This window comes from Azospirillum oleiclasticum (assembly GCF_013423485.1).
GTDB lineage: Bacteria > Pseudomonadota > Alphaproteobacteria > Azospirillales > Azospirillaceae > Azospirillum > Azospirillum oleiclasticum.
In genome coordinates, this window is sequence record NZ_JABFFR010000005.1 from 251,024 (window position 1) to 276,401 (window position 25,378).

General features: G+C 71.2%; 22 protein-coding genes. 5 read left to right on the forward strand and 17 right to left on the reverse strand.

Annotated features, from left to right (window positions below; translation table 11 throughout):
- Positions 1-18 precede the first annotated feature (18 nt).
- Positions 19-1,185, reverse strand: a complete 1,167-nt coding sequence (locus tag HL658_RS08955) for a phosphoserine transaminase (RefSeq protein ID WP_180281600.1) — start codon at positions 1,183-1,185, stop codon at positions 19-21.
- Positions 1,186-1,401: 216 nt separating this feature from the next.
- Between HL658_RS08955 and ccoG the strand changes: the two genes are divergently transcribed.
- Positions 1,402-2,868, forward strand: coding sequence for a cytochrome c oxidase accessory protein CcoG (gene ccoG / locus HL658_RS08960; RefSeq protein WP_180281601.1), 1,467 nt, complete (start codon positions 1,402-1,404; stop codon positions 2,866-2,868).
- Between the two features lie 147 nt (positions 2,869-3,015).
- Here the strand turns inward: ccoG and HL658_RS08965 are convergent, their stop codons facing one another.
- From HL658_RS08965 to aroQ (HL658_RS09000), 8 genes are all read right to left on the reverse strand, one after another.
- Positions 3,016-3,732, reverse strand: a complete 717-nt coding sequence (locus HL658_RS08965; RefSeq protein WP_196242130.1) for a Crp/Fnr family transcriptional regulator — start codon at positions 3,730-3,732, stop codon at positions 3,016-3,018.
- Between the two features lie 60 nt (positions 3,733-3,792).
- Positions 3,793-4,479 carry an ABC transporter ATP-binding protein gene (locus HL658_RS08970; protein ID WP_343055040.1) on the reverse strand — a complete coding sequence of 229 codons (687 nt, stop codon included), beginning with the start codon at positions 4,477-4,479 and terminating at the stop codon, positions 3,793-3,795.
- Positions 4,476-5,729, reverse strand: a complete 1,254-nt coding sequence (locus tag HL658_RS08975; protein WP_180281740.1) for an ABC transporter permease — start codon at positions 5,727-5,729, stop codon at positions 4,476-4,478. Before HL658_RS08975 ends, HL658_RS08970 begins: the two co-directional genes overlap by 4 nt.
- Positions 5,730-5,734: 5 nt before the next feature.
- On the reverse strand, positions 5,735-6,793 hold the full coding sequence (locus tag HL658_RS08980) for an efflux RND transporter periplasmic adaptor subunit (RefSeq protein WP_180281602.1): 1,059 nt from the start codon (positions 6,791-6,793) through the stop codon (positions 5,735-5,737).
- A 41-nt stretch (positions 6,794-6,834) separates the two neighbouring features.
- On the reverse strand, positions 6,835-7,221 hold the full coding sequence (locus HL658_RS08985) for a rhodanese-like domain-containing protein (RefSeq protein WP_180281603.1): 387 nt from the start codon (positions 7,219-7,221) through the stop codon (positions 6,835-6,837).
- A gap of 113 nt (positions 7,222-7,334) precedes the next feature.
- Positions 7,335-8,639: a D-amino acid dehydrogenase gene (locus tag HL658_RS08990; protein WP_180281604.1), complete on the reverse strand. Its 1,305-nt coding sequence runs from the start codon at positions 8,637-8,639 to the stop codon at positions 7,335-7,337.
- Positions 8,636-9,799 carry an alanine racemase gene (gene alr / locus HL658_RS08995; RefSeq protein WP_180281605.1) on the reverse strand — a complete coding sequence of 388 codons (1,164 nt, stop codon included), beginning with the start codon at positions 9,797-9,799 and terminating at the stop codon, positions 8,636-8,638. Before alr ends, HL658_RS08990 begins: the two co-directional genes overlap by 4 nt.
- 181 nt (positions 9,800-9,980) lie before the next feature.
- A complete protein-coding gene (aroQ, locus tag HL658_RS09000; protein WP_180281606.1) occupies positions 9,981-10,586 on the reverse strand; it encodes a gamma subclass chorismate mutase AroQ in 606 nt (201 codons plus the stop codon).
- A 203-nt stretch (positions 10,587-10,789) separates the two neighbouring features.
- Here aroQ (HL658_RS09000) and tkt point away from each other — a divergent pair, with 203 nt between their 5' ends.
- Complete coding sequence (gene tkt / locus HL658_RS09005; RefSeq protein WP_180281607.1) at positions 10,790-12,826, forward strand: transketolase; 2,037 nt, start codon at positions 10,790-10,792, stop codon at positions 12,824-12,826.
- A gap of 4 nt (positions 12,827-12,830) precedes the next feature.
- Here tkt and HL658_RS09010 read toward each other — a convergent pair whose 3' ends face one another.
- The 7 genes from HL658_RS09010 to aroQ (HL658_RS09040) all read right to left on the reverse strand — a co-directional run bounded on the left by HL658_RS09010 (position 12,831) and on the right by aroQ (HL658_RS09040) (position 20,444).
- Positions 12,831-13,820: a dienelactone hydrolase family protein gene (locus tag HL658_RS09010; RefSeq protein ID WP_180281608.1), complete on the reverse strand. Its 990-nt coding sequence runs from the start codon at positions 13,818-13,820 to the stop codon at positions 12,831-12,833.
- 90 nt (positions 13,821-13,910) lie between these two features.
- The gene (locus tag HL658_RS09015; RefSeq protein WP_180281609.1) at positions 13,911-15,845 is read right to left on the reverse strand and encodes a bifunctional sugar phosphate isomerase/epimerase/4-hydroxyphenylpyruvate dioxygenase family protein; all 1,935 of its coding nucleotides are present in this window, start codon (positions 15,843-15,845) and stop codon (positions 13,911-13,913) included.
- Between the two features lie 47 nt (positions 15,846-15,892).
- Positions 15,893-17,173, reverse strand: a complete 1,281-nt coding sequence (locus HL658_RS09020) for a TRAP transporter large permease subunit (RefSeq protein ID WP_180281610.1) — start codon at positions 17,171-17,173, stop codon at positions 15,893-15,895.
- 15 nt (positions 17,174-17,188) lie between these two features.
- Positions 17,189-17,794 (reverse strand): TRAP transporter small permease, encoded by a 606-nt coding sequence (locus HL658_RS09025; RefSeq protein WP_180281611.1) that lies wholly within the window; start codon positions 17,792-17,794, stop codon positions 17,189-17,191.
- A 69-nt stretch (positions 17,795-17,863) separates the two neighbouring features.
- A complete protein-coding gene (locus HL658_RS09030) occupies positions 17,864-18,727 on the reverse strand; it encodes a shikimate dehydrogenase (RefSeq protein WP_180281612.1) in 864 nt (287 codons plus the stop codon).
- Positions 18,728-18,906: 179 nt separating this feature from the next.
- A complete protein-coding gene (locus HL658_RS09035) occupies positions 18,907-19,920 on the reverse strand; it encodes a TRAP transporter substrate-binding protein (RefSeq protein WP_180281613.1) in 1,014 nt (337 codons plus the stop codon).
- 41 nt (positions 19,921-19,961) lie between these two features.
- Positions 19,962-20,444 (reverse strand): type II 3-dehydroquinate dehydratase, encoded by a 483-nt coding sequence (gene aroQ, locus HL658_RS09040; protein ID WP_180281614.1) that lies wholly within the window; start codon positions 20,442-20,444, stop codon positions 19,962-19,964.
- A gap of 254 nt (positions 20,445-20,698) precedes the next feature.
- On the opposite strand from aroQ (HL658_RS09040), the gene HL658_RS09045 reads away from it, so the two are divergent.
- On the forward strand, positions 20,699-21,586 hold the full coding sequence (locus HL658_RS09045; protein WP_180281615.1) for a TetR family transcriptional regulator: 888 nt from the start codon (positions 20,699-20,701) through the stop codon (positions 21,584-21,586).
- Positions 21,587-21,612: 26 nt separating this feature from the next.
- Here the strand turns inward: HL658_RS09045 and HL658_RS36990 are convergent, their stop codons facing one another.
- The gene (locus HL658_RS36990) at positions 21,613-23,004 is read right to left on the reverse strand and encodes a hypothetical protein (protein ID WP_180281616.1); all 1,392 of its coding nucleotides are present in this window, start codon (positions 23,002-23,004) and stop codon (positions 21,613-21,615) included.
- 393 nt (positions 23,005-23,397) lie between these two features.
- On the opposite strand from HL658_RS36990, the gene speB reads away from it, so the two are divergent.
- Positions 23,398-24,369, forward strand: coding sequence for an agmatinase (gene speB, locus HL658_RS09055; RefSeq protein WP_180281617.1), 972 nt, complete (start codon positions 23,398-23,400; stop codon positions 24,367-24,369).
- 99 nt (positions 24,370-24,468) lie between these two features.
- A complete protein-coding gene (locus tag HL658_RS09060) occupies positions 24,469-25,374 on the forward strand; it encodes a LysR family transcriptional regulator (RefSeq protein WP_180281618.1) in 906 nt (301 codons plus the stop codon).
- The last annotated feature ends 4 nt before the right edge of the window (positions 25,375-25,378 follow it).

The following is a 25,378-nucleotide window of genomic DNA, read 5'->3' on the forward strand; positions in this document are numbered from 1 at the left end:
TCTCCGTTCCCAAGGGGCTCAGGCGGCCGGCTTCAGGGCGTCGGCCTTGACGGTGGCGAAGGCCCAGTCGAGCCAGGGCAGCAGGGCGTCGATGTCCGACCCCTCCACCGTGGCACCGCCCCAGATCCGCAGGCCGGCCGGCGCGTCGCGGTAGGACGCGATGTCGAGCGCCACGCCCTCCTTCTCCAGCAGGGCCGCCAGCTTCTTCGCGACGTCGGCCTGGGCCGCCGGCTCCAGCGCGGTGATCGCCGGGTCGATGATGGTCAGGCAGATCGAGGTGCAGGAGCGGGTCGCCGGGTCCTTCGCCAGGAAGCCGGCCCAGCCGGCAGCCTCCTGCCAGCGCGCGATGCGCTCCAGATTGCCCTCCGACCGGGCGATCAGGCCGGACAGGCCGCCGACCGACTTCGCCCACTTCAGCCCGTCGATGGCGTCCTCGACCGCGAGCATGGAGGGGGTGTTGATGGTCTCGGCCTTGAAGATGCCCTCGTTGAGCTTGCCGTCCTTGGTCATGCGGAAGATCTTGGGCATCGGCCAGGACGGCTTGTGGCTCTCCAGCCGCTCCACCGCGCGCGGGCTCAGCACCAGCATGCCGTGCGCCGCCTCGCCGCCCAGCACCTTCTGCCAGGACCAGGTGACGACGTCGAGCTTGTGCCACGGCAGGTCCATGGCGAAGGCGGCCGAGGTGGCGTCGCAGATGGCCAGACCCTGGCGGTCGTCGGCGATCCAGTCGCCGTTGGGCACGCGCACGCCGGACGTGGTGCCGTTCCAGGTGAAGACCACGTCGTGCGTCCAATCAACCTGGGTCAGGTCGGGCAAGCTGCCGTAGCCGGCCTGGAGCACCCGCGCGTCGGTCAGCTTGAGCTGCTTGGTGACGTCGGTCGCCCAATCCTTGCCGAAGCTCTCCCACACCAGCATGTCGACGGGACGCGGGCCCAACAGCGACCACAGCGCCATCTCCACCGCGCCCGTATCCGAGGCCGGGACGATGCCGATGCGGTAGCCGTCGGGCAGGCCGAGGATCGCGCGGCTGAGGTCCAGCACCTCCTGAAGCTTCGCCTTGCCCGGCTTGGAGCGGTGGGAGCGGCCGAGCAGCGCGCCGTCGAGCGCGGCCGGCGTCCAGCCCGGCCGCTTGGCGCAGGGGCCGGAGGAGAAGTTGGGGCAATCCGGGCGGATGGAAGGCTTCATGGCGATGACCTCGCGCTTAGCGTTGCGGCCGGTTGGGCGGCCGCGGCCCGCCGCGGACCTTAGGGAAGGTGGTTCGCCCCGTCAACGAACCGCGGGGCATGGCAGCTTGTCGCAGGGGGCGCTTTGCGGATTCGCAAAGCCGGCCTTTCCGCGCCTGGGTAGCGTCGTCGGAATGCCGTCGGCGGAGCGCCGACCCTCCTTGCCCAGCGAGCGACGATGACCGTCTCCAGCTTCGAGTCCGCCGCGGCGGATGTGTCCCCGCGCAAGACCTCCCTCTACGCCGAGCACAAGAAGATCTACCCGAAGGGCGTCAAGGGGCCGTTCCGGCGCCTGAAATGGGCGGCGCTGATCGCGCTGCTGGCGATCTACTACATCACGCCCTGGCTGCGCTGGGACCGCGGGTTCGGAGCGCCGGACCAGGCGGTGCTGGTCGATATGCCGGGCCGGCGGCTGTATTTCTTCTTCATCGAGCTGTGGCCGCAGCAGGTCTATTACCTGACCGGGGTGCTGATCCTGAGCGCGGTCGGGCTGTTCCTGGCGACCGCGCTGGCGGGGCGGGTGTGGTGCGGCTACGCCTGCCCGCAGACGGTGTGGTCGGACCTGTTCCTGTGGGTCGAGCGGCTGATCGAGGGCGACCGCGGCGACCGCATCCGGCTGGACAAGGCGCCGTGGTCGGCGGGCAAGCTGGGGAAGAAGGCCACCAAGCACGGCGCGTGGCTGCTGATCTCCGCGCTCACCGGCGGCGCCTGGATCCTCTATTTCAACGACGCGCCGACGCTGGTGCGCGAGATGGTGAACCTGGAAGTGTCGTCGAACGTCCTGATGTTCATCGGGCTGTTCACCGGCACCACCTACCTGCTGGCCGGCTTCGCGCGGGAGCAGGTCTGCATCTACATGTGCCCGTGGCCGCGCTTCCAGGCGGCGATGCAGGACGAGGAGAGCCTGATCGTCACCTACGAGGATTGGCGGGGCGAGGGCCGCGCCCACCTCAAGCGCAGCCAGAGCCGCGACGAGCGGCAGGCCCAGGGCCATGGCGACTGCATCGACTGCGCCGCCTGCGTTCACGTCTGCCCGACGGGGGTGGACATCCGCAAGGGGCCGCAGCTCGCCTGCATCGGCTGCGGTCTGTGCGTGGACGCCTGCAACGAGGTGATGGGCAAGATCGGCTTCCCGGCCGACCTCGTGCGCTTCGACACCCTCAACGCACAGGTGGCACGCGCCAAGGGCGAGAAGCCGGTGTTCCGGCTGGTGCGACCGCGCACCATCATCTACACGCTGATGCTGCTCGTCGTCGGCGGGCTGATGACGGCGGGGCTGGTGTTCAAGCCGCGGGTGGACGTGTCCATCCTGCGCGACCGCGCGCCGCTGTTCGTCACGCTCGCCAACGGCGATGTGCAGAACGCCTACACCGTGAAGATCCTGAACATGACGCGGGTTGCGCGGAGCTACCGCGTGACCGTGGCCGGCGTGCCGGGTGCGGCGCTGGCGCTGGCCGGCGAGGGCGGCGGCCCGGCGGTGGAGCTGATCGTCGGGGCCGATGCCGACAGCGTCGCCACCCATCGCATCCTGGTGCGCGCCCCGGCCCACGCCGTAAGCCAGCCCTCCACCCCCACCACCTTCACCGTCACCCCGGTGCCCGAGGGCGATTCCGTCCGCTACGACACCGTGTTCATGGCGCCCTGATCCCCCGGACGCCGCATCGCAAGGAGGAAGCCCCCATGAATTTCGACGCCCCCACCTACATCGCGCTCGTCGGTGCCGCCAGCGTGATCGTCGTCACGCTGGGCGTGTTCATTTTCCTGCTGACCCGGCGCAACAAGTAGCGGCCGGTCACCCGCCCAGCGCCACCTCCCCCAGCGCGTCGAGGTCGCACTCGAAGCGGTTGGGGGAGGGTTCGCGGATCAGGCGGGCACGCTTGAATTCGGCGACCGTGCGGCTGGCGGTTTCCATGCCCAGCCCGATCATGGCGCCGATGTCCTCGCGGCCCGACAGCACGACCGGGCCGTCGCGCCCCTCCGCCAGCTTGAGGAACAGGCGGGCGAGGCGCTGGCGGGCGCTGCCGGTGGACAGCTCGGTCAGCCAGACGTCCGCCTGCTGCAGGGCCTGGTCCCAGCGTTCCATCAGCCGGGCGTGCAGGCGCGGCGTCTCCTTGCTCAGGCGCTCCACCACCGTGCGGGGGATGCGGCAGACCTCGGTCTCCTGCAGGGCGACGGCGGTGTGGCCGTAGGGGCGGCCGACCAGCACCTCCAGCCCGGCGACGGCGCCCGGCCGCAGCAGCCGCACGATGCGCTGCGTGCCGTCGGGCAGGAACTGCACCAGCTTGACCAGCCCGGCGCGGATGGTGAACAGGCTGCCCCCCTCCTCCCCCGCGGTGTAGAGGGTGGCGCCGGGGGCCAGCTTCAGCTCGTCGATGGGGGTGTGGATCAGCGCGAAATCCGGCTCGCACAGGTCGCCGAACAGGACGAGGTCGCGCACCGCGCAGCGGCGGCATTCCGCGAAGCCCTGCCACGCGGCGTCCCAGGCGGCGTTGATGCGGTGGCTGCGCAAGGCGGCGGATCTCCCGGACCATGCAGTGTGGGGGAGACGGATGATAGCATCATCCACCGCTCACACGCAGCGCCCGTCCACCAGATGCAGGCGGCGGTCGGTCTGGGCGGCCAGATGCTCGTCGTGGGTGACGGTCACCACGGCGGTGCCGGTGTCGGCGGCGAGGCTGCGGAAGATGTCGAACACGGTCTGGGCGTTGCGGGTGTCGAGGTTGCCCGTCGGCTCGTCGGCCAGCAGCACCCGCGGCGCGTTGGCGAGCGCGCGGGCGATGGCGGCGCGCTGACGCTGGCCGCCGGAAAGCTGGTCGGGCCGCTTGCGCGCCTGATCGGCGAGGCCGAGACGGTCGAGCAGATCCAGCGCGTGCTCCGTCATGGCGGCGCGGGGCAGGGCGGCGCGCTTGCGCATCGGCACCAGCACATTGTCGAGCACGGTGAATTCCGGCAGCAGGAAATGGAACTGGAAGACGAAGCCCAGCTTCTCCAGCCGCAGCCGGGCGAGCTCGTCGCCGTCGAGCGGGGCGGTGTCCCGGCCCTCCAGCAGCACCGTTCCCGATGTCGGGCGGTCGAGCAGGCCCAGCAGGTAGAGGAGCGAGCTCTTGCCCGAGCCGGACGGGCCGGTGATCGCCACGAACTCCCCCGGTGCGACGGCCACATCGACGCCGTTGACCAGCGTGACCGGCACCGGGCCGGGCAGGACGCGGGACAGGCCGCGCGCTTCGAGAACCGGGGTCGGAACCGGCACCGTCACGACACGCCCCGGATGATGTCCACCGGGTTCAGCCTCGCGGCGCGCCGTGCCGGCAGCCACGCCGCGACCATCGCCGAGACCACCGAGAAGGCGCCGCCGGCCAGGTAGTGGTACAGCGACCACGCCAGCCGCAGCCGGTCGCTGCTCATCGCCCCGCCGCCGCCGCCGAAGCTGAAGCGCAGGCTGGACAGCCCCGCCACCAGCGCGTAGCCGACCAGCCAGCCGGCCAGCGCGCCGATCACCCCCACCGCCAGCCCCTCCATCAGGAAGATGCGGGTGATGTCGGCCTCCGCGAAGCCCAGCGACTTCAGGATGCCGATGTCGCGCGTCTTCTCGAACACCACGGTGGAGATGATGTTGAAGATGCCGAAGGCGGCGACGATGGTGATCGCACCGACGGTGGAATACATGATCGCGTTCTGGATGACGAAGACGTTGAAGATGCCCTGGTTCGCCTCCTGCCAGGATTCCGCCTTGTAGCCGTAGCGCGCCTCCAGCCGGGCGGCGACGGCCGGCGCCTCCGTGGGTTCGGACAGGCGGACGCGGATGCGATTCACCACATTGTGCCGGTCCTGGAGGATCTGCGCCTGCTTCAGCGGCATGTAGACGGTGCCGTCGTCGAAGGCGGTGATGCCGGTGCGGTAGATCGCCGACACGGTGACGCTGCGCATCACGCCCGACGGCGCCACCGCGGTCAGCCGGTCGCCCAGCGACGCCCCCAGCCGCTTGGCGAGCGCCACGCCCAGCGCTATGCCGTCGCTGCGCGTTTCCAGCGCGTGCAGGCTGCCGGCGACCATGTCGCGCTCCAGCCGGGTCAGCCGCGCCTCCGCCGCCGGGTCGATGCCGATCATGGTGGCGTTGCGCTCCGCCGAGCCGTAGCGCAGGAAGAGCTGGCCTTGCAGGCTGGGCGCCACCTGCACGCCGGGCAGCCGCGCGATCTCCGCCGCGATGGCGAGACCGCGCTTCACCCCGCGCCGCTCGTCCCGCGGCTTCACCCCCTCCACGCTCACCGCGCCGAGGGGGTAGGCGACCAGCGCCGGCTGGCGCGTCGGCTCGCGGTGCTCGTCGCTGAGGGTGATGTGCGGCGACACGTCGATGACGCTGCTGATGAAGAATTGCTGGAACCCCTGCATCAGCGCCGACATGGCGATGAAGAACCCGACCCCCAGCGCCACCCCCAGAACCGACACCAGCGTCTGCCGCCGCCGCCCGGCGAGGTGGGTGAGGGCGACGGTCAGCAGCAGGGGCATCGCGTTCAACGCTCCGCTCCCCGCACCCGCACGGCGGCACCATCGGTCAGGCCGGCGGGCGGGTCGGTGACGATGCGGGCGGCGGGGGGGAGGCCGTCGCGGATCTGGACGCGGCCGTTGCCGCGCACGCCGGTCGTCACCTTGCGGGCCTGCACGGTGCCGTCGTCCATTGGCACGAAGACGTGGCCGTCGATGACGGCGCTGTCGGGGACGAGCAGGGAGTCGTCGTCGCGGTGGAGGACGATGTTGGCCTCCACCGTCATGCCGATCATCAGCGGCGTGTCGTCGGGAAGCGCCACGCGCACGCGGTAGCTCTTGTCCACCGGGTCGCCGAGCGGGGTGATCTGCGCCACCGTGCCCTCCAGCGCGCGGCCGGGGAAGGCGTCGGCGGTCAGCAGGGCGGTCTGGCCGGCGCGCACGCGGGGCACGTCCTCCTCGTCCACCTCCAGCACCACGCGCAGCGGGGTCAGGCGGCCGATGGTGAAGAGCACCTGTCTGGAGGTGGTGCGGGCGGCGTCCCCCACCTCCGCGTCGCGGCGCAGCACAACCCCTTCCATGGGGGATTTGAGGATGTAGAGGTCGAGCCGTTCGCGGGCACCCGCCATGGAGGCGATGACCTGGGCCAGCTCGCTTTCCGCCCGCTCGCGCGCGGCGGGACTTGAGACGCCGCGGCAGGCCAGCTCCTCCTGCCGGGCGAGGTCGGAGCGCAGGAAGCGGGCGCGCGCCTCAAGCTCGGCGAGGCGGGAACGCTGGTCCTCGTCGTCGAGACGGGCCAGCGGCTGGCCCTTGTGCACGGCGTCGCCATCCTCCACCAGCACCTCGACGATGCGGGCGGACACCAGCGGCTCCACCCGCGCCCAATGCAGCGGCTCCACGCTGCCGGTGGCGTAGACCGCCTCCACCGCCGGACCGCGGGTGACGGGGGCGACCGTCACCAGGGGGGGCAGCCCGACCGGCCAGCGCCACCACGCGGCACCCGCCACCCCCGCGGCCAGCAGGAGGATCAGCGCGGCCCGGCCCCAGCGCCGGCGGCGGCGGGCGCGGGTGGCCGGCGGGTCCAGCATGGCGCGGCCGGTGACGGCGGTCAGCGTCGGGCCTCCCCGCGTCAGGTCTCGACCGGGCCGCCGGCGGCGACCCAGGCGCCAAAGCCGCCGCGCAGCCGGTGGATCGGCCCGGCATGGCCGGCGGCGCGCAGCTTCTCCGACGCCGGGCCGCAGCGCATGCCGCCCTGGCAGTGCAGCACCAGCGCCCGCCCGCCGGTGTCGGGCACGGCGGCGGGATCGAAGCGCGACAGCGGGTTGGACAGGGCGCCGGGGATGTGGCCGGCGCGGTGCTCGTGCGGCTCGCGCACGTCGATGATCACGGCGGAGGCGTCGCGGTGCCACGCAAGCGCCGTCGCGGCATCGACGAAGCGCACGGGGGCGTCGTCGGCGTTTTCCGCACCGGACAGACCGACGCGGGAGAGGAGGGAGGAGAGGAGGCCTTGACTCATGGTACGGGTTTACCCTGCTGGGACGACGGCAGGCCCATACATAAGCTGTTGCTAATTTTTGGTCAAGCGCATGGGCCCCTTCCCTCTCCCGCCGGAGGCGGGCGAGGGTGCTTTTAAGACATGGCGCCGGCGGGACGGCCGGTGACCACTGTGGCCGGCTTGCTGCGGCCGTAGCGTGCGACGGTCAGGCCCTCGGTGTCGATGGCGGGCTGGCGGTGGCCGACGAGGTCGGCGACGAGCTGGCCGGAGCCGCAGGACATGGTCCAGCCCAGCGTGCCGTGGCCGGTGTTGAGGTGCAGGTTCGGGTAGCGGGTCGGGCCGACGATCGGGGTGCTGTCGGGGGTCATCGGGCGCAGGCCGGTCCAGAAGGTGGCCTGCGACACGTCGCCGCCGGCCGGGAACAGGTCGGTGACGGAATGCTCCAGCGTCGCCCGGCGGGCGGGGCGCAGGGTCAGTTCGAAGCCGGACAGCTCCGCCGTGCCGCCGACGCGGATGCGGTCGCCCAGCCGCGTGATGGCGATCTTGTAGGTCTCGTCCATCACGGTGGAGACCGGGGCGGCGTCGGCGTCGGTGATCGGCACGGTGATGGAATAGCCCTTCACCGGGTAGACCGGCAGGGTGATGCCCAGATCCTTCGCCAGGAAGGGCGAGTAGCTGCCGAGCGCCAGCACGTAGCTGTCGGCGGTCATCAGCCCGGCGTCGGTCTGCACGCCGGTCACGCGCCCGCCCTCGCTGACAATGCGGTCGATGCGGGTGCCGTAGCGGAAGGTGACGCCCAGCCCCTCGGCGATGGTCGCGAGGCGCTGGGTGAAGACGTGGCAGTCGCCGGTCTCGTCGCCCGGCAGGCGCAGGCCGCCGACGATCTTGTCGCGCACCCGCGCCAGCGCCGGCTCGGCCCGCACGCAGCCGTCGACGTCCAGCACCTCGAAGGGCACGCCGTACTCCTTCAGCACGGCGATGTCGCCGGCGGCGGCGTCCACCTGCTGCTGCTTGCGGAAGAGCTGGAGCGTGCCCTGGGTGCGCTCGTCGTAGCGGATGCCGGTGTCCTCGCGCAGCGCCTTCAGGCAGTCGCGGCTGTACTCGGCGATGCGCACCATGCGGCCCTTGTTGACCGCGTAGCGCTCCGCCGTGCAGTTGCCCAGCATCTGGAGCATCCACTGGTACATGCGCGGGTCGGTGGTGGGCCGGACAACCAGCGGCGAATGCTTCATCAGCAGCCACTTGATGGCCTTCTTGGGGATGCCCGGCGCCGCCCAGGGTGAGGAATAGCCCGGCGACACCTCGCCCGCGTTGGCGAAGCTGGTCTCCAGCGCCGCGCCCGGCTGGCGGTCGATCACGGTGACCTCGTGACCGGCCTTGGCGAGGTAGTAGGCGGTGGTGACGCCGATGACGCCGGCACCCAGAACGATGACCTTCATGCGGGCAACCCTTCCGTCGAGAGGTAGCGGCGGGCGTAGCGCCGGCCGAGGCTGGTGAGGATTTCGTAGCCGATGGTCCCGGCGAGCGCAGCGACGTCATCGACCGTCTGGTGGGGACCGATCAGATCGACGGCGGTGCCGTGGCCGATCAGCCCCTCCGGCACCGCGGTCGCGTCGAGCGTGATGGTGTCCATCGACACGCGGCCGAGGATGGGCAGGGCCACACCGTCCAGATGCGCGGCCCCGCGGTTGCCCAGGCTGCGCAGGAAGCCGTCGGCGTAGCCCACCGACACGGTGGCGATGCGCGTCGGCCGTTCCGTCGTGAAGGCGCCGCCATAGCCGACCGCGGTGCCGGCCGGCACGTCGCGGAGCTGGATCACCCGGCCTTGCAGCCGGACCACCGGCCGCATCGGGTTGGCGGCCCCGGCCACCGGCGCCACGCCGTAGAGCGCCGCACCCGGCCGCGCGAGGTCGGCGTGGAACTCCACCCCCAGGAAGATGCCCGAGGAGTTGGCGAAGGAGCCGGGGGCCGGGGGCAGCCGCCGCCGCGCGTCGCGGAAGCGGGCGAGCTGGGCGGCGTTGGCCGGGTTGCCCTGGTCCTCGGCTGAAGCGAGATGGCTCATCACGGCGCGGAGTGCCACGCCGTCCAGCAGCGACGGGTCGTCGGTGATGCGGTCGAGTTCGGCGGCGGAGAGGCCCAGCCGCGCCATGCCGGTGTCGACCTGCACCACCGCCGGCAGCGGCCGCCCGGCGCGCCGCGCCGCGGCGTGCCAGCCGGCGATCTGCTCCAGGCTGTTGAGCACCGGGGTCAGATGATGGGCGGTGACGTCGCGCTCGGTGCCCGGCGGCGGGCCGTGCAGGACGAAGATCTCGGCGCCGGCCGGCAGATGCGGGCGCAGCGCGATGCCCTCGTCCAGATGGGCGACGAAGAACTGCCAGCAGCCGGCGGCGGCCAGCGCCGGCGCCACCCGGGCGGCCCCCAGCCCATAGGCGTCGGCCTTGACCACGGCGGCGCAATGGGCGCCGGTGAAGCGGGCGCGCAGAAGCCGGTGGTTGGCGACGATGGCGTCCAGGTCGATGGTGAGGACCGCGCCGGCGCGGTCCAACTCCCGGGCCGCCGCGTCAGCGGTATCCGACGACCGAACCTCCACAGCCAGCATCCCGCACCCCGCTCAATCCGTTTGACCACGAACTGGTCCGAGGATAGCGGAGGCGGCGGTGCAGGTGCTTGCCTTCACCCGTTGTTTGTTCGGTTCGCGAGCGGGCCTTCGAATCTTCTGTGGCGCGAACGAAGGATGTTGCGTTGCGGGAGGGAGGCCACCTCCCGCAACGCGTCGGAGCTCACGTCTTCCCCAGCACCCGCAGCGGCTCCACCGCACGGCGGAAGGCGGCGGCGTCGTCGGGATGGGCGGCGGCGTAGCGGGCGATGCGCGCCTCGATCGTCGCGGTGGCGTCCGCGGTTTTCAGGGCGGGCAGCGCCTCCTTCAGCGTCGCGACCATGGCGGGCGTGAGACGGTCGAGCGTCGGGCGGATGGAGGTCGCGAGGTCGGGCACGTCGGCGAACTTGCCCTGGCCCGCGGCCTTCCAGGCGGTGATGCGGCTGTTCTGCATGATCTTCGAGGCGTCGATCTGCGCCTGGAAGAAGGCGGCGGCGAGGTCGGGGTCGATGCCGGCCTCCTTGGCGCGGGCGGTCACCGCGGCGATCACCTGCGCCTCGCGTGGCAGATCCTCCACGGCACCGCCGGTGTTGTGCTTGTGGCGGGCCACGTCGGGCATCACCGCCATGCGCTGTTCGACCAGATCCAGCAGCGTGTCGACCGCCGCCGAGGCGCTGGCCATGACGATGCCCGCCAGCGCCCGGCCGCCGGGCAGCGCCAGCACCACGGCGGTGGCGGCCATGCCCGCCAGAACCGCGCGCCGCGTCGGCGCCCACATGAAAGTCCGCATCCGTTTCCTCCCCGGATTTCAATCGTTCGGCGCGCATCATGCCGGGGCACCCGCCGGAAAGCGAGTGCCGCGTGGACCCGCCCGATCGGGCAGGGACCGACCCGCCCGGCGGCGCGTCCGACCCTGCCCCGGCGGGCGTTCCGGGGCCGGGGCGGGGCGTCCTAGGCTTGGCCCGAGCATCCGGACCAGCAAGGAACGCCGCCATGGACAGCCTGCACGCCGCCAGCCCCGCCGCCGTCACCACCGCCGAAGCCCCCGCCGGCCGGCCGAGCCACGCCGAACTGGCGAACGCCGTCCGCATGCTGGCGGTGGACGCGGTGGAGGCGGCGAAGTCCGGGCATCCGGGCATGCCGATGGGCATGGCCGACGCCGCCACCGTGCTGTTCACGCGTTTCCTGAAGTTCGACGCGCAGGCCCCGGACTGGCCGGACCGCGACCGTTTCGTGCTGTCGGCCGGGCACGGCTCCATGCTGCTCTACGCGCTGCTGCACCTGACCGGCGTTCCCGGCCTGGACATCGACCAGCTCCGTCGCTTCCGCCAGCTCGACAGCCTGACGCCGGGCCATCCCGAACACGGCCACACGCCGGGGGTGGAGACGACCACCGGGCCGCTGGGCCAGGGGCTTGCCAACGCGGTCGGCATGGCGCTGGCCGAGCGCATGATGCAGGCCCGCTTCGGGGCGGAGCTGGTGGACCACCGCACCTGGGTGATCGCCGGCGACGGCTGCCTGATGGAGGGGCTGAGCCAGGAGGCGATCACGCTGGCCGGGCATCTGCGGCTGTCCAAGCTGGCCCTGCTGTGGGACGACAACGCCATCACCATCGACGGTTCCACCGCCGTCTCCACCTCCGACGACCAGCTCCGGCGCTTCGAGGCGGCGGGCTGGGCGGCCATGCGGGTGAACGGCCACGACCCGCAGGCGGTGGCCGCGGCGCTGGCCTGGGCCCGCACCAACGACCGGCCGACGCTGATCGCCTGCCGCACGATCATCGGCTACGGCGCGCCGACCAAGGCGGGGACCGAGGGGGTGCACGGCGCCCCGCTGGGGCCGGAGGAGACGGCCGGCGCCCGCCGCGCGCTGGGCTGGACCGCGGCACCCTTCGAGGTGCCGGAGCCGATCCGCGCGGCGTGGCGCGCCGCAGGGTCCCGCGGGGCGGCGGAGCGAGGGCGCTGGCTGGACCGGCTGGCCGCGGCCGAGCCCGCCCGGCGGGCGGACTTCGAGCGGGCGCTGTCCGGCGACCTGCCCGAGGGTTGGCGGGAGGTGGTGGCCGCGGTGAAGCGGCGCGCCAGCGCGGCTGGGGCCGCCGTTGCCACCCGCAAGGCGTCGCAGGACGCGCTGGAGGCGCTGACCGCCGCGATCCCGGAGCTGGTCGGTGGCTCCGCCGACCTCACCCACTCCAACCTGACGCTGACCAAGGCGCTGCGGCCGGTGACGGGGGCCGACATGTCCGGCCGCTACATCCACTACGGGGTTCGCGAATTCGCCATGGCCGCGGTGATGAACGGGCTGGCGCTGCACGGCGGCCTTGTCCCCTACGGCGGCACCTTCCTGGTCTTCGCCGACTACATGCGCAACGGCATCCGGATGGCGGCGCTGATGGGGCTGCGGGTGGTGTATGTGCTGACCCACGACAGCATCGGGCTGGGCGAGGACGGGCCGACCCACCAGCCGGTGGAGCAGGTGGCGGGCCTGCGCGCCTCGCCCAACCTGCTGGTCTTCCGCCCCGCCGACGCGGTGGAGACGGCGGAATGCTGGGAGCTGGCGCTTGGCAACGAGGGCGGCCCCAGCGCGCTCTGCCTGTCGCGGCAGGCCCTGCCCACCCTACGGCGCGAGCATACGGAGGAGAACCGCTGTGCCGCCGGCGCCTATGTGCTGGCCGAGGCGGAGGGGGGCGAACGCCGCGCCACCCTGATCGCCACCGGCTCGGAGGTGGCCATCGCCATGCAGGCGCGGGAGCGGCTGCAGGCCGACGGCGTGCCGACCGCCGTGGTGTCCATGCCTTGCTGGGAACTCTTCGCCCGGCAGGCGACGGAGGTCCGGCGCGCCGTGCTGCGCCCCGGCACCGTGCGGGTGGCGGTGGAGGCGCTGGGTGGCTTCGGCTGGGAGCGCTGGGTGGGGGAGGAGGGCGCCGTCGTCGCCATGCCCGGCTTCGGCGCCTCCGCCCCCGCCCCCGACCTCTACCGCCGCTTCGGCATCACCGCCGAGGCGGTGGTGGAGGCGGTGCGGGCGCGGCTGTGACGCCCTACTTCGCGGTGAGCAGCACCGTCTTCATGAAGTCGGCGACCGCCACGGTCACCGCCTGCGTGGCCTCCGGGTCGGCGCCCACGGTCGGGCCGATGCGGACGCACTCGTCGGTGTAGCTGAAGGGCTTGCCGGTGGCGTCGTTGATCAGGGTCGCCTTGTCATCCTCACGGATGCGGCAGTCGCGCACGGACTGGTCCGCCTTGGTGGCGACCGGTGGGTTGGCGCCCAGCGGGTTGTCGAAGCCATGGGGAGCGTTCGGGTATTCGGTCAGCGCCACGTCGGCGCCGGCCTTCTTCAGGCGCTCGACATAGGCTTTGCAGGTCGCCACCGGGTTGTAGTTGTCCGGGGTGCCGTGGAAGATGCGGATCGGGCGGGCCGCCACCGCCGTGTCCTCGCGGTAGGTGGTGGCGCAGTCCGGGTAGAAGGCGATGTAGCCGGCGAAGGCCACGCCGCTCTTGTTCCACTGCTTGTGGAAGCGGTCGAGGCTGGCGTAGAGCGCCGCCTGCCCGCCGCGCGAGAAGCCCATCAGCGCGATCCGGCTGGCATCCACCCGCGGGTGCTTCGCCAGGATCTCCAGCGACCGGTAGATGTCGAGGATGAAGGCGAGCCGCCCGAGCGAGGCCTGCTTGTCGCCGACGCCGGTGAAGCCGCGCCCCGTCACCCCGTCGATGGTGAAGGTGGAGATGCCCATGCCGTTGAGCTGGCGCTTCCAGTAACCGACGTTGCCGCCGATGCCGCCGGACCCGTGCATGAGCACGACGAGCGGCAGCTTGCCGCTGCCCTGGGCGAGGCTGAGCTCGCCGGCGAGGGTCACCTCCTTGCCCGCGGCGTCGCCGGCCAGGAACTGGCTGTCGGTGATGGTCATGGTGGGGATGGTGTGCAGCTCGACCCGCGGCGGCAGATCCTTCGGGGCGGGCGTTTGGGCGGTGGCGGTGCCGGCGAGCACGGTGAGCGCCGCGGCGACCGCGGCGCCGATCAGATGATGCATGGGGTTCCCTCCTTTGTCGTTGTGGTGGATCGGCGGGGGTGTATCCCCCCGTCCGTCTGCTCTGCGTGCCGGGTCCCAGACCCGGCACGGTCACATCAGCGTGGTGGAATCGGAGACGCGGGACGCGAGCTGCGCCTGCGCCGCCAGCCGCACCGGGGCGTTGGCGGCGCCGTAGCCGCTGTAGGAACGGCGTTCCACGATCTCCACGCTGAAGCGTTCCTCGAAGGGCTCGGTGTAGGCGTGGAAGAATTCCGCCTCGCCCTCGCGGTCGTAGAGGATGCTGGCGGCGGCGAGCCGGTCCACGAACTCGTCCTCCAGCCCGAACTTGGCGGCCAGATCCTCGAAATAATTGGCGGGAATCGGCAGGAAGCGGGCGCCGCGGGCACGCAGCGCCGCCACCGTGCCGAAGATGTCGCCGGTGGCGAGCGCGATGTGCTGCACGCCCACGCCGCTGTAGGCGCTGACCGAGCGGGCGGTGGCGGTGTTGCGGCTCTGCGAGATGTTGAGCGGCAGCCGCACGCTGCCGTCCGGACTCTGCACCGCCTTGCTGCGCACCAGCCCGTGCGGGTCGGGCAGCACGAAGGTGGCGTCGGCCTCGAAGCCGAAGGCGGCCTTGAAGAACAGCACCCAGCTGTCGAACTGCCCGTCGGGCAGGGCCAGCGACACGTGGTCGATCCTGAGGTCGCCGGCCGCCGGCGGCGGCGGGGCGGCGGTCGTCACGAAGTCGGTGTCGTAGATGGTGGTGCCCTCGCGGTACCGGTCCACGAGGTAGATCAGGCTGCCGTCCGGCGCGCGCACGGCGGGGATCAGCAGCTCGTTGGGACCGATCGGCCCCTCGAACGGCTTGCAGCGGTAGAGGCGGGCGCGGTTCAGCCCCTGGCTGGCCGCCTCCACATGGAAGGCCATGGCGCAGACCGACGGCCCGTGCAGTAGGTAGTAGGCCTGGGCGAAGGAGTCCGGCTCGGCGTTGACCAGCAGGTTCACCGCCCCCTGGCGGTAGAGCGTCACCCGCTTGGAGCGGTGCTGCCCGGCGACCGCGAAGCCCAGCGTCTCCAGCCAGGCACCCAGCCGCACCGCGCTGCCGTCGTCGGCGGCGAACTCGATGAACTCGAAGCCGTGGCAGGGGCTGGCGGCCGGCGGCGTGAACAGGTCGAGCGGACGCTGTGGCGCGGCCGTCGCCGGGGCGGGTGCGGCGTCGGCCTCCGCCGTCAGGCGGGCGCGGGTCCGCTCCTCCAGATAGAGCAGCGAGCGGGCGCCGTCGGCGGCGGACTGGCGGGCGCTCATGGCGCGCAGGTCGTCGTTGAACACCTCCAGCGACAGCGGCCCGCCATAGCCGCTCTTCAGGATCGGCGCCAGGAAGCCGGCAAGGTCGAACTCCCCCTGGCCGGGGTAGCAGCGGAAATGCCGGCTCCAAGGCAGCACGTCCATCGGCAGCTTGGGCGCGTCGGCCATCTGCACGAAGAAGATGCGGTCGCCCGGCACCTCGGCCAGCCCCGACGGGTCGTCGCCCAGCGCCAGCGTGTGGAAGCTGTCCACCAGCAGCCCCAGGCTCGGCTGATCCACCATCTGCACCAGCTTCCAGGCGTGCCCCCAGGTCTTCACATGGCGGCCCCAGGACAGCGCCTCGTAGCCGATGCGGATGCCGCGGCGGCCAGCGCGCTCGGCCACCGCCGCCAGATCCTCCGCCGCCGGCCCGTCCTCCAGGATCGTGTCCGCCGACACGTTGGAGCAGAGCAGCAGAAGGTTGACGCCCAGATCCCCCATCACGTCGAACTTGCGCTCGGCGCGGTCGAGATTGCGGGCGAGGCGTTCGCGCGGCAGCCCCTCGAAATCGCGGAATGGCTGGTAGAGCGTGATCTCCAGCCCGAGATCGGCGGCCATGCTGCGGACCTCGCGCGGGGAGCCGCCGTACCAGGTCAGGTCGCTCTCGAAGATCTCCACCCCGTCGAAGCGCGCCGCGGCGGCGGCCTGGAGCTTGTCGGGAAGGGTCCCGCTCAGGGACACGGTGGCGATGGAATGCAGCATGGCGTCACCTCGGGGAAAGGGCAGTCAGCCCGCGAACCATCGGGCTTTCAGCCCGCGAACCATCGGGCCGGGACGGTCACCAGACCGGGGAACAGCACCAGCAGGAACAGCACGCCGAGCTGCGCCAGCATGAAGGGCCAGACGCCGCGGATCAAATCCTCCATCCGCAGCTTCGACACCCCGCACACCACGTTCAGCACCGTGCCGACCGGCGGCGTGATCAGGCCGATGGCGTTGTTGATGATGAACAGAACGCCGAAATAGACCGGATCGATGCCGGCCTCCTTCACCACCGGCACCAGCACCGGGGTGAGGATCAGGATGGTGGGCGTCATGTCCATGGCGGTGCCGACCACCACCACCAGCGCCATGATGGCGAGCAGCAGCAGCGTCGGGCTGTCCATCAGCGGCCGGAGCAGGTCGCTGACCATGCCCGGCAGGTCGGCGATGGTGATCAGCCAGGCCGACACCATGGCGGCGGCGACCAGGAACATCACCGCGGCGGTGGTCTTGGCGGCGGTGACGAACACCTCGTAGAGCTGCGTCACGTGCAGCTCGCGGTAGATCACCGTGGCCACGAACAGGGCGTAGACGGCGGCGACGACCGCGGCCTCGGTCGGCGTGACGACGCCCGCCTTCAGCCCGACGATGATGATCACCGGCAGCATCAGTGCCCACACGCCCTCGCGCAGGGCCGACAGGACCTCGGCCATGGAGCGGCGCGGCGGCGGGGTGATGTTCTCGCTCCGCGCCACCAGCCACCAGGTGAAGGCCAGCGCCAAGCCGAGCAGCAGGCCGGGGAAGATGCCCGCCAGGAACAGCTTGGTGATCGAGACGTTGCCGGCCACCCCGAAGATGACGAAGCCGATGGAGGGCGGGATGATCGGGGCGATGATGCCGGACGCGGCGATCAGCCCGCCGGATCGGGCCGGGTCGTGGCCGGCCTTCACCATCATCGGCACCAGCAGGGCGGCCAGCGCCGCCGCGTCCGCCACCGCCGAGCCGGACAGGCTGGCCAGGATGCAGGCGGCGAGGATGGCAACGAAGCCCAGCCCGCCCTTGACGTGCCCGACCAGTGTCAGGGCCAGATCGACGATGCGCTTGGACAGGCCGCCGGCGTTCATGATCTCGCCCGCCAGCAGGAAGAAGGGCACCGCCATCAGCGGGAAGCTGTCGGCGCCATTGATGACGTTCTGGGCGATGATCTGCGCGTCGAACAGGTCGAGGTGCATCATCAGCGCCACGCCGCAGACCAGCAGCGCGAAGGCGATGGGCATGCCCAGCGCCATGGAGCCGAGAAGCGAGCCGAGGAAGATTGTGATGGTCATGTCCGGGTCCTCTCCTCAGTGCCCGTTGCCGGCGCGGGTGCGCGGGGGGTGTTGCTGGGCGCCGGCCTCGGCGGCGAAGGCCGGGGAGGCGTGGGCGGGATCGACGAGCTCCACATGCTCCTCGGATTCCTGGACCATCACCAGCTCGTCGCCCTTCAGCCGGCCGGTCACCACCTGCCACAGCGCGTGCAGCAGCAGCCCGGCGGCGGAGACGCCGAAGACCAGCCCGACCCCGTAGAACAGTCCCATGGAGTAGCCGACGGCGGGGGAGGCGACGTGCAGGTTGATCTGCGTCTGCAGCCAGCTTCCCTGGAGCAGGAGCCACGTCACGTACAGCATCAGCAGGTGCGAGACGACGAGGCAGACGCGGCGTCCACCGTCGGGCAACAGCCGCACCAGCATGTCGACGCCCAGGTGCCCGCGCTCGCGCATCACCACGATGGCGCCGAGGAAGCTGAGCCACACGAAGAGCAGCCGCGACAGCTCCTCCGACGCGGTGATGCCGGAATTGAAGACGTAACGCAGCACCACGTTGCCGAAGACCAGCACGCACATGCCCAGCAGGCACAGCGCGATCAGGATCTTCAGCAGCGTGAAGTAGGCGTCGGCGAGCTTCTTCATGGTCGTTTCCTCCACGGCCCCCGGCCAGGGGGTCGGATCAACCCGCGGCTCGCGGCCACGGGGACCGGATCAGCGCGCACCCATCGACGCGAAGTGGCGCAGCATGCGCTCGGCGTCGGGGGTGATGCCGGTGAACAGGCGGAAGGCTTCCACCGCCTGGAAGACCGCCATGCCGCCGCCGTCCAGTGTGCGGCAGCCGAGCGCGCGGGCTTCGCGCAGCAGCTCGGTCTCCAGCGGGAAATAGACGATCTCCGCCACCCAGTGGCGGGGGGCGAGAAGCTGCGCTGGCAGCGGCAGGCCGGGATACTTCGCCATGCCGGTGGGGGTGGCGTGGATCAGGCCGTCGGCCTCCGCCATGCTGGCGGGCAGGTCCAGCCCGGCGACGGCGCGACCCTCGCCGAAATGGCGGTTCAGCGACCGCGCCAGCGCTTGGGCGCGCGCGGCGTCCACATCGAACAGGGCGAGCCGCTCCACCCCCAGCTTGAGGGCGGCGTGGGCGACCGCCGCACCGGCCCCGCCGGCGCCGAGCTGCACCACGCGGCCCAGCGGCGCACCGGGCAGGCCGCGGCGGAAGCTCTCGGCGAAGCCCCACCAGTCGGTGTTGTGGCCGATGGCTCCATCGGCGCCGAAGACCACGGTGTTGACCGCGCCGAGCGCGCGGGCGTCGTCGGACAACCCGTCCAGCAGCGGCACCACCGCCTGCTTGCAGGGGTGGGTGATGTTGAGGCCGGCGAAGCCCATCTCGCGGGCGGAGCGCAGCAGGTCCGGCAGCGCCTCGACCCCGCGGCCGAGCCGTTCCAGGTCGATGAGCTTGTAGACGCAGCGGATGCCCTGCTCGTCCGCCTCGCGCTCGTGCATGGCCGGCGTGCGCGACGCCTGGATGCCCGAGCCGATCAGGCCGACGACGAAGGAGCGCGGGTGCGCGCTGGACATGACGGGGGCTCCGGGAATGGTGGTTGGACTCCCTCGCCCGCCTCCGGCGGGATAGGGAAGGGGCCCGCGCACAGCGTGGGAAGGGTGAGGGCGAGGTCCCTCGAGAATCCTGGCCCTCACCCTCCCGCTGCGCGGGTCCCACCCTCTCCCGCCGGGGGCGGGAGAGGGTGATTGGCGGTTTACTTCCGCGCCTTCTCCAGCTCGGACTCCAGCAGCTTCACCAGCTCCGGGTTGGCGGCGGCGGCGTGCTTCTCGAACACCGGCTTGGCCTTGGCGCGCAGCTTGGCGGCCTCGTCGGCCGAGAAGGTGGTGACCTGCATGCCCTTGCTCTTGATCTCCGTCAGCGCCGCCTCGTCCTGGGCGCGCGAGGTCTGGCGCTGGAAGGCGCGCGCTTCGGCCGCGGCCTCCTGGATCACCTTGCGCTCGTCGTCGTTCAGCTTGTCCCAGGCCGGCTTGCCCATCAGCACGATCTGCGGGTTGTAGACGTGGCGGGTGACGGCCACGTGCTTCTGCACCTCGTAGAACTTGGCGCTGAGGATGTTGGCGTAGGGATTCTCCTGGCCGTCGACGGTGCCGGTCTCCAGCGCCGTGTAGACCTCGGGGTAGGGCATCGGCACGGCGTTGGCGCCCAGCGCGTTGAACAGGTCGATCAGCACCGGCGTCTGCACCACGCGGATCTTCAGCCCGGCGATGTCGTCGGCCTTGGCGACGGCGCGGCGGTTGTTGGTGAGGTTGCGGAAGCCCAGCTCCCAATAGCCGAGTCCGACCAGCTTCATGTCCGGAAGCTGCTTGGCGAGCGCGTCGCCGAACGGGCCGTCCATCACCTTGTCGGCCTGCTGCGGGGTCTCGAACAGGAAGGGCAGGTCGACCAGCGAGAAGTCCTTGGACTGGCCGGCGAGCAGCCCGACGTTCAACACCGTCAGCTCGACCGTGCCGCCCTGCAGCGCCGACAGCGTCTGGAGGTCGCCGCCCAGCGTGCCGCCGGTGAACAGCCGCACGGTGATCTTGCCGCCGCTCTTCTGCGAGAGCAGCTCGGCGAACTTCTCCATGCCGGCGACCTGCGGGTGGCCCTTCTGGTTCTGCGCGGCGAATTTCAGGGTGTGGCTGCGGATCTCCGCCGCGGCGGGGCCGGAAGCCAGCAGGACGGCGGGCAGGGCGAGTGCCGCGAGGGACGTGGCGAAGCTGCGGAACATCGGGTTTCCTCCTGTTTTCGGGGCTGTTTCGTGGACCGTGGTCAGCGGGTGGCCTCGCCCGTCAGGCGGGCGAGGCGTTGCAGGGCGAGCGGATAGCCCTGGGTGCCGAAGCCGGCGATGACGCCCGTGGCGACCGCCGAGACGTAGGAATGGTGCCGGAAGGGCTCCCGCTTGTGCACGTTGGAGATGTGCACCTCGAAGATCGGGAACTCGCAGGTGTTGAGCGCGTCGAGGATGGCGACGGAGGTGTGGGTGTAGGCGGCCGGGTTGATGACGATGCCGCAGGCCGTCTCGCGCGCCTCGTGGATCCAGTCGATGATCTGGTGCTCGGCATTGCTCTGGCGGAACACGATCTCCAGCCCCAGCTCGGCGCCGGTGCGGCGGCACTCCGCCTCCACGTCGGCCAGCGTCTCGTGGCCGTAGATGGCGGGCTGGCGCTTGCCCAGCAGGTTCAGGTTCGGTCCGTTCAGGACCCAGGCGGTGCGGCTCCTTCGGCCGCCCTCCGCGGGCGTTCCGGCATTCATCGTCTCAATCTCCCTCCACGCGTTTCCCGGATGGTTCCGGGCGCTTCCGGCAGGCCGAACGTACCGGCCGGTGCGAACATTGAGGAGAAAATGTACGAACCGGTGCGTTCGGTCAATAACTTTCTGCGGGACTGCTGATGATTCATTGGTCCAACCGCCCTGCAATCAAACCGCTCCGGGGCCAAACAAATTCTTGCAATGAACCGCAAACCCGTAGATTCATAAGTTCGACGCCAACCCGCGAAGCAGGACCGATGGCACGCAAGCCGCAGTTCACCGACGAACTTATCCTGGCGGCCGGGGATCGGCTGGCGGCGGCGGGGGCGGAGGTCAACAAGACCGCGCTGCGGCGGGCCGTGGGCGGCGGCAACCCGGCGCGGCTGTGGGAGGTCTGGCAGCGCCGCGGCAAGCCGCCGCGCGGAGCGGTACGGTCACCGGTGGCGGCGCAGGCGGCGCTTCCGGTGTCCCGGCCGCCGGCCCCGCCGCGCGCCGCCGGGGAGCCGCGCAAGCGCGATCCGGAGCGCACCCGGCGCGACATCCTGGAGGCCGCCATCGCGGAGTTCGCGGACAAGGGGCTGAGCGGCGCGCGCGTCGACGCCATCGCGGCGCGCACGCGCACCACGAAGCGCTCGATCTATTATTATTTCGGGAGCAAGGACGGGCTCTACATCGCGGTGCTGGAGGCGGTCTACGCCTCGATCCGCTCGGTCGAGCGCACCTTCTGCCTGACCAGCCTGGATCCGGTGGAGGCGATGCGCAAGCTGATCGGCTTCACCTTCGACTACCACAACGACCATCCCGACTTCAGCCGGCTGGTGGTGGTCGAGAACATCCACCACGCCCGCCACCTGAAACGGTCGAGCTCGATCCGCAACCTGAACGTCAGCGTGATCGACGACCTGCGGGAGGTGCTGCGGCGCGGGCGGGAGACGGGTCAGTTCACGCGCGACATCGATCCCGTCGACCTGCACATGATGATCAGCGCCTTCTGCTTCTTCCGCATGTCGAACCGCTACACCTTCTCCGCCATCTTCGACTGGGATTTGACCTCGGCCGCGGCGATGGCGAAGCACAAGGGGATCATCGCCGACATGATCCTGTCCTACCTGGCGAACGCCGACGCCGCGCCCCCGCTGCCCTGAAGCGGGGAGGCGGCGGCGGTGTCCGGTCAGCCCGCGGCGATACCGCCGGCGGCGAGCTGGGCGGCGGTCGGGTCGCTGGTGAGGCGCCAGGCCTGCCGGCCCTCGGCGCGGCCGTTGTTGACGTAGTGTGCCACCAGCGCGTTGGCGTCGGTGCCGAAGGCGGCCTGGACGTCGGGGTTGAGGACCGCGTAGGCGTTGGCGTCGAAGCCGGTGGCGGTGCGCCCTTCCGCCCGTCCGTGCTGGACATAGTGGGTGACCAGCGCCGTCACGTCGGTGCCGACGGCGGCGAAGACGTCGGCGTTGTTGGCGGCGTAGGCCAGCGCGTCGAAGCCGGTGGCGGTGCGCCCCTCGGCGCGGCCGTGCTGGATGTAGTGGTTCACCAGCGCGTTGGTGTTGGTGCCGAAGGCGGCGAAGAGGTCGGCGTTGTTGGCGGCGTAGGCATCGGCGTCGAAGCCGGTGGCGGTGCGCCCCTCGGCCTGACCGTGGCGGGTGTAGTGGCCGACCAGGGCGTTGGTGTCGGTGCCGAAGGCCGCGAAGAGGTCGGCGTTGTTGGCGGCGTAGGCCTCGGCGTCGAAGCCGGTGCTGACGCGTCCCTCGTTCGCGCCGTACTGGATGTAGTGGCCCACGAGCGCCTGCGTGTCGGTGCCGAAGGCTTGGTAGAGGTCGGCGTTGCGCGCGGCGTAGGCGACCGGATCGAAGGTGATCTGGTCGTAGGGGATCGAGCCCGCCTTCAGGATGTCCGACCCGTGGAGCTGCAGGTCGCCGACCTCCCACTGGCCGTCGATCTGGAAGGTGACGTCGTAGCCCGGCGTGGTGTTCAGCCCGACATAGACGCGGGTGTTGATCGAGCCGCCGCCGCTGGCCTCGTGCGCGATCTGCACCTGACCGGCGGTCAGGGTGGTGCCGGTGCCCATGGTGATCGGGCCGGACAGGTCGGCGCCGGGGATGCGGATGGCGTCGTTGCCGGCCTGGAAGCCGTTGACGAAGACATTGCCGTTGCTGCGCGGCCCGATGACGAACAGATCGTCCCCGTGATAGCCGGCGAGCAGGTCGTTGCCGCGCGTGCCGGCGATCATGATGTCGTTGCCTTCGCGGCCGAACAGGTAGTCGTTGCCGGCCGAGCCGACCAGCACGTCGTTTCCGCCCTCGGTGTGCACATAGACTCGGTCGAAGGCGGTGGTCGACAGGCCGGAGAGATTCACGTACTCGGCCCCGGCCTCGCCGTAGACCTCCAGCATGTCGAAGTCGCCGCCCTCGGCGGTCGAGCGGAAGGTCATCAGCCCGGCGGCAAGCTGCGCCGTGGTGACCTTCAGCGTGGCGCTGCCGGGGGCGTTCACCTCGACGGCTGTGTAGCCGCTCATGTCCACCCGGCGCAGGTCGGTTACGTTGGTGGTGGTCACATAGGTCGCCAAGTCCATCCTCCCTCGATCCCGCCGGCCCCGATCCCGCCGGAGTCCGGTGCGGACCCCGGCGGGATGTGGTGGGGCGGGCGTGCTCAAGGTCGCGACGGCGGCGGCTCTCCACAATTCCGGCAACGGGTCTAGACCGCCCGCGCCGGAGCGTTCAGCCGTTGGGCGGTCCTACGCCTGATCCCGGCGGGTTAGGCGGTGTCGGACCCCGGCCGGGTCTTGCGGGGTCGCCCGTCGGGGATGGAGGTCGGACCCGGACCGAGTGAATCGTTTCGACGCCTCTCCAAGCATGGTTTGAGAAAACGGGCTTCCCCGCGGCGGCGCGGCACGGGACGATCACGGGGCCGGCGGATCGCCGCCGGCCGCAGGACGCGCCCCCTCCACCGCCCGAATCCCGCCGACATGCCCGATTCCGTACAGACGCACGCCGCTCCCAACCCGCAGCCGCAGGACGCCTTCCGCATCCCGCGATTCGCCGGACTGCCCACCTTCATGCGCCTGCCGATGGTCGAATCGCCCGTCGGCATCGACATCGGGCTGGTCGGCGTGCCCTTCGACGGCGGCACCACCAACCGCGCCGGCGCCCGCCACGGCCCGCGCGAGATGCGCAACGCGTCGAGCCTGATGCGCCGCGTGCACCACCCGTCGGGCGTCGCCCCCTACGACCTCGCGCGGATCGCCGATCTCGGCGATTCGCCGGTCAACCCGATCGACGTGCTGGACAGCCTGCGGCTGATCACCGGGTTCTTCGGCACGCTGAAGGCGGCCGGCACCATCCCGGTGACGGCCGGCGGCGACCACCTGATCTCGCTGCCGATCCTGCGGGCGCTGGCCGCCGACGGGCCGGTCGGGATGATCCATTTCGACAGCCACTCCGACACCAACGACCGCTATTTCGGCGACAACCGCTACACCCACGGCACGCCCTTCCGCCGGGCGGTGGAGGAGGGGCTGCTGGACCCGAAGCGGGTGGTGCAGATCGGCATCCGCGGCTCGCTCGGCACCGCCAACGACTTCGACTTCGCCCGCGCCGCCGGCTTCCGCATCGTCTTCATCGAGGAGTTCGCGGAGCGCCGGCCGGAGGAGATCATGGACGAGGCGCGCGCCATCGTCGGCGACGGCCCGGTCTACATCTCCTTCGACGTCGACGGCATCGACCCCTCGCAGACGCCCGGCACCGGCACCCCGGAGATCGGCGGCTACACCACCGCCGAGGCGCAGCGCATGGTGCGCAAGCTGGCCGGGCTGAACATCGTCGGCGCCGACGTGGTCGAGGTCTCGCCCCCCTTCGACATCGGCAACATGACCTCGCTGGTCGGCGCCACGCTGATGTTCGAACTGATGTGCGTGATCGCCGGCAACATGAAGCGGTGACGGGAAGAACCCTCTCCCGCCGGGGGCGGGAGAGGGTTCTTCGAACCGCGATCCGTGCTATCCATACCGGCGTATTCGCGGTCGCGGCAACGGTGGGCCATGAATGTCGATAACATCGACCTGCGTCTCCTGCGCGTGTTCCACGCGCTGGCCGAGAATGGCGGGTTCGCCGGGGCGCAGGCGGAGCTGGGGCTGACGCCCTCCACCCTCAGCATCCATCTGAGCAACCTGGAACAGCGTCTGGGCATGACGCTGTGCGAGCGCGGGCGCGGCGGCTTCCGCCTGACCGACAAGGGCGAGCGCGTGCACATGGCGACCAAGCGCCTGTTCCTGGCGCTGGAAGGATTCCGCGCCGAGACGGCGGCGCTGCGCGGCCGGCTGGTGGGCGAGCTGTCCATCGGGCTGGTCGACAGCACGGTGTCCGACGCCCGCTCGCCCATCGCCGCCGCCATCCGCCGCTTCGAGCAGCGCGACAACGACGTGCACATCCGGCTGGCTGTCGACCGCCCGGCGGCGTTGAACCACGCGCTGCTGGACGGGCGGCTGAACGTCGCGGTGGGGGTGTTCCCGCGCCACGTCACCGGCGTCACCTACGAGACGCTCTACACCGAGGGCAGCCTGCTCTATTGCGGACTCGGGCACCCGCTGTTCGACCTGAAGCCGGGCGAGCCGGCCGACATCCAGCGCTGCCGCTACGTCGCCCGCGCCTACAACCTGGACCGCGATCTCGCGGCGATGGGGCAGGTGGTGCACAAGGCCAGCGTCGAGAACATGGAGGCCGAGGCGCACCTGATCCTGTCCGGCCAGTTCATCGGCTTCCTGCCCGAGCATTACGCCGCCCAGTGGGTGGCGGCCGGCCGCATGCGCACCATCGACCCCGAGCGCTACCGCATGGAAAGCGACATCGCGCTGGCGGTGCCGTCGGTCGGCAAGCCCAACCTCGTCGTGCGCACCTTCTGCGACGACCTGCTGGCCGCCAGCGCGGCGCGGCTGGCGGCTGTCTGACGGC

What these genes read in the sequence shown, in the direction of transcription:
- HL658_RS08955 (WP_180281600.1), bottom strand. Translation starts at nt 1,185, where the DNA reads ATGAAGCCTTCCATCCGCCCGGATTGCCCCAACTTCTCCTCCGGCCCC.
- HL658_RS09045 (WP_180281615.1), top strand. Translation starts at nt 20,699, where the DNA reads ATGGCACGCAAGCCGCAGTTCACCGACGAACTTATCCTGGCGGCCGGG.
- HL658_RS09025 (WP_180281611.1), bottom strand. Translation starts at nt 17,794, where the DNA reads ATGAAGAAGCTCGCCGACGCCTACTTCACGCTGCTGAAGATCCTGATC.
- ccoG (WP_180281601.1), top strand. Translation starts at nt 1,402, where the DNA reads ATGACCGTCTCCAGCTTCGAGTCCGCCGCGGCGGATGTGTCCCCGCGC.
- HL658_RS36990 (WP_180281616.1), bottom strand. Translation starts at nt 23,004, where the DNA reads ATGGACTTGGCGACCTATGTGACCACCACCAACGTAACCGACCTGCGC.
- HL658_RS08975 (WP_180281740.1), bottom strand. Translation starts at nt 5,729, where the DNA reads ATGCCCCTGCTGCTGACCGTCGCCCTCACCCACCTCGCCGGGCGGCGG.
- aroQ (WP_180281614.1), bottom strand. Translation starts at nt 20,444, where the DNA reads ATGAATGCCGGAACGCCCGCGGAGGGCGGCCGAAGGAGCCGCACCGCC.
- HL658_RS08985 (WP_180281603.1), bottom strand. Translation starts at nt 7,221, where the DNA reads ATGAGTCAAGGCCTCCTCTCCTCCCTCCTCTCCCGCGTCGGTCTGTCC.
- HL658_RS09060 (WP_180281618.1), top strand. Translation starts at nt 24,469, where the DNA reads ATGAATGTCGATAACATCGACCTGCGTCTCCTGCGCGTGTTCCACGCG.
- HL658_RS08990 (WP_180281604.1), bottom strand. Translation starts at nt 8,639, where the DNA reads ATGAAGGTCATCGTTCTGGGTGCCGGCGTCATCGGCGTCACCACCGCC.
- alr (WP_180281605.1), bottom strand. Translation starts at nt 9,799, where the DNA reads ATGCTGGCTGTGGAGGTTCGGTCGTCGGATACCGCTGACGCGGCGGCC.
- HL658_RS09015 (WP_180281609.1), bottom strand. Translation starts at nt 15,845, where the DNA reads ATGCTGCATTCCATCGCCACCGTGTCCCTGAGCGGGACCCTTCCCGAC.
- HL658_RS09020 (WP_180281610.1), bottom strand. Translation starts at nt 17,173, where the DNA reads ATGACCATCACAATCTTCCTCGGCTCGCTTCTCGGCTCCATGGCGCTG.
- HL658_RS09030 (WP_180281612.1), bottom strand. Translation starts at nt 18,727, where the DNA reads ATGTCCAGCGCGCACCCGCGCTCCTTCGTCGTCGGCCTGATCGGCTCG.
- HL658_RS09010 (WP_180281608.1), bottom strand. Translation starts at nt 13,820, where the DNA reads ATGCATCATCTGATCGGCGCCGCGGTCGCCGCGGCGCTCACCGTGCTC.
- aroQ (WP_180281606.1), bottom strand. Translation starts at nt 10,586, where the DNA reads ATGCGGACTTTCATGTGGGCGCCGACGCGGCGCGCGGTTCTGGCGGGC.
- HL658_RS08980 (WP_180281602.1), bottom strand. Translation starts at nt 6,793, where the DNA reads ATGCTGGACCCGCCGGCCACCCGCGCCCGCCGCCGCCGGCGCTGGGGC.
- tkt (WP_180281607.1), top strand. Translation starts at nt 10,790, where the DNA reads ATGGACAGCCTGCACGCCGCCAGCCCCGCCGCCGTCACCACCGCCGAA.
- speB (WP_180281617.1), top strand. Translation starts at nt 23,398, where the DNA reads ATGCCCGATTCCGTACAGACGCACGCCGCTCCCAACCCGCAGCCGCAG.
- HL658_RS09035 (WP_180281613.1), bottom strand. Translation starts at nt 19,920, where the DNA reads ATGTTCCGCAGCTTCGCCACGTCCCTCGCGGCACTCGCCCTGCCCGCC.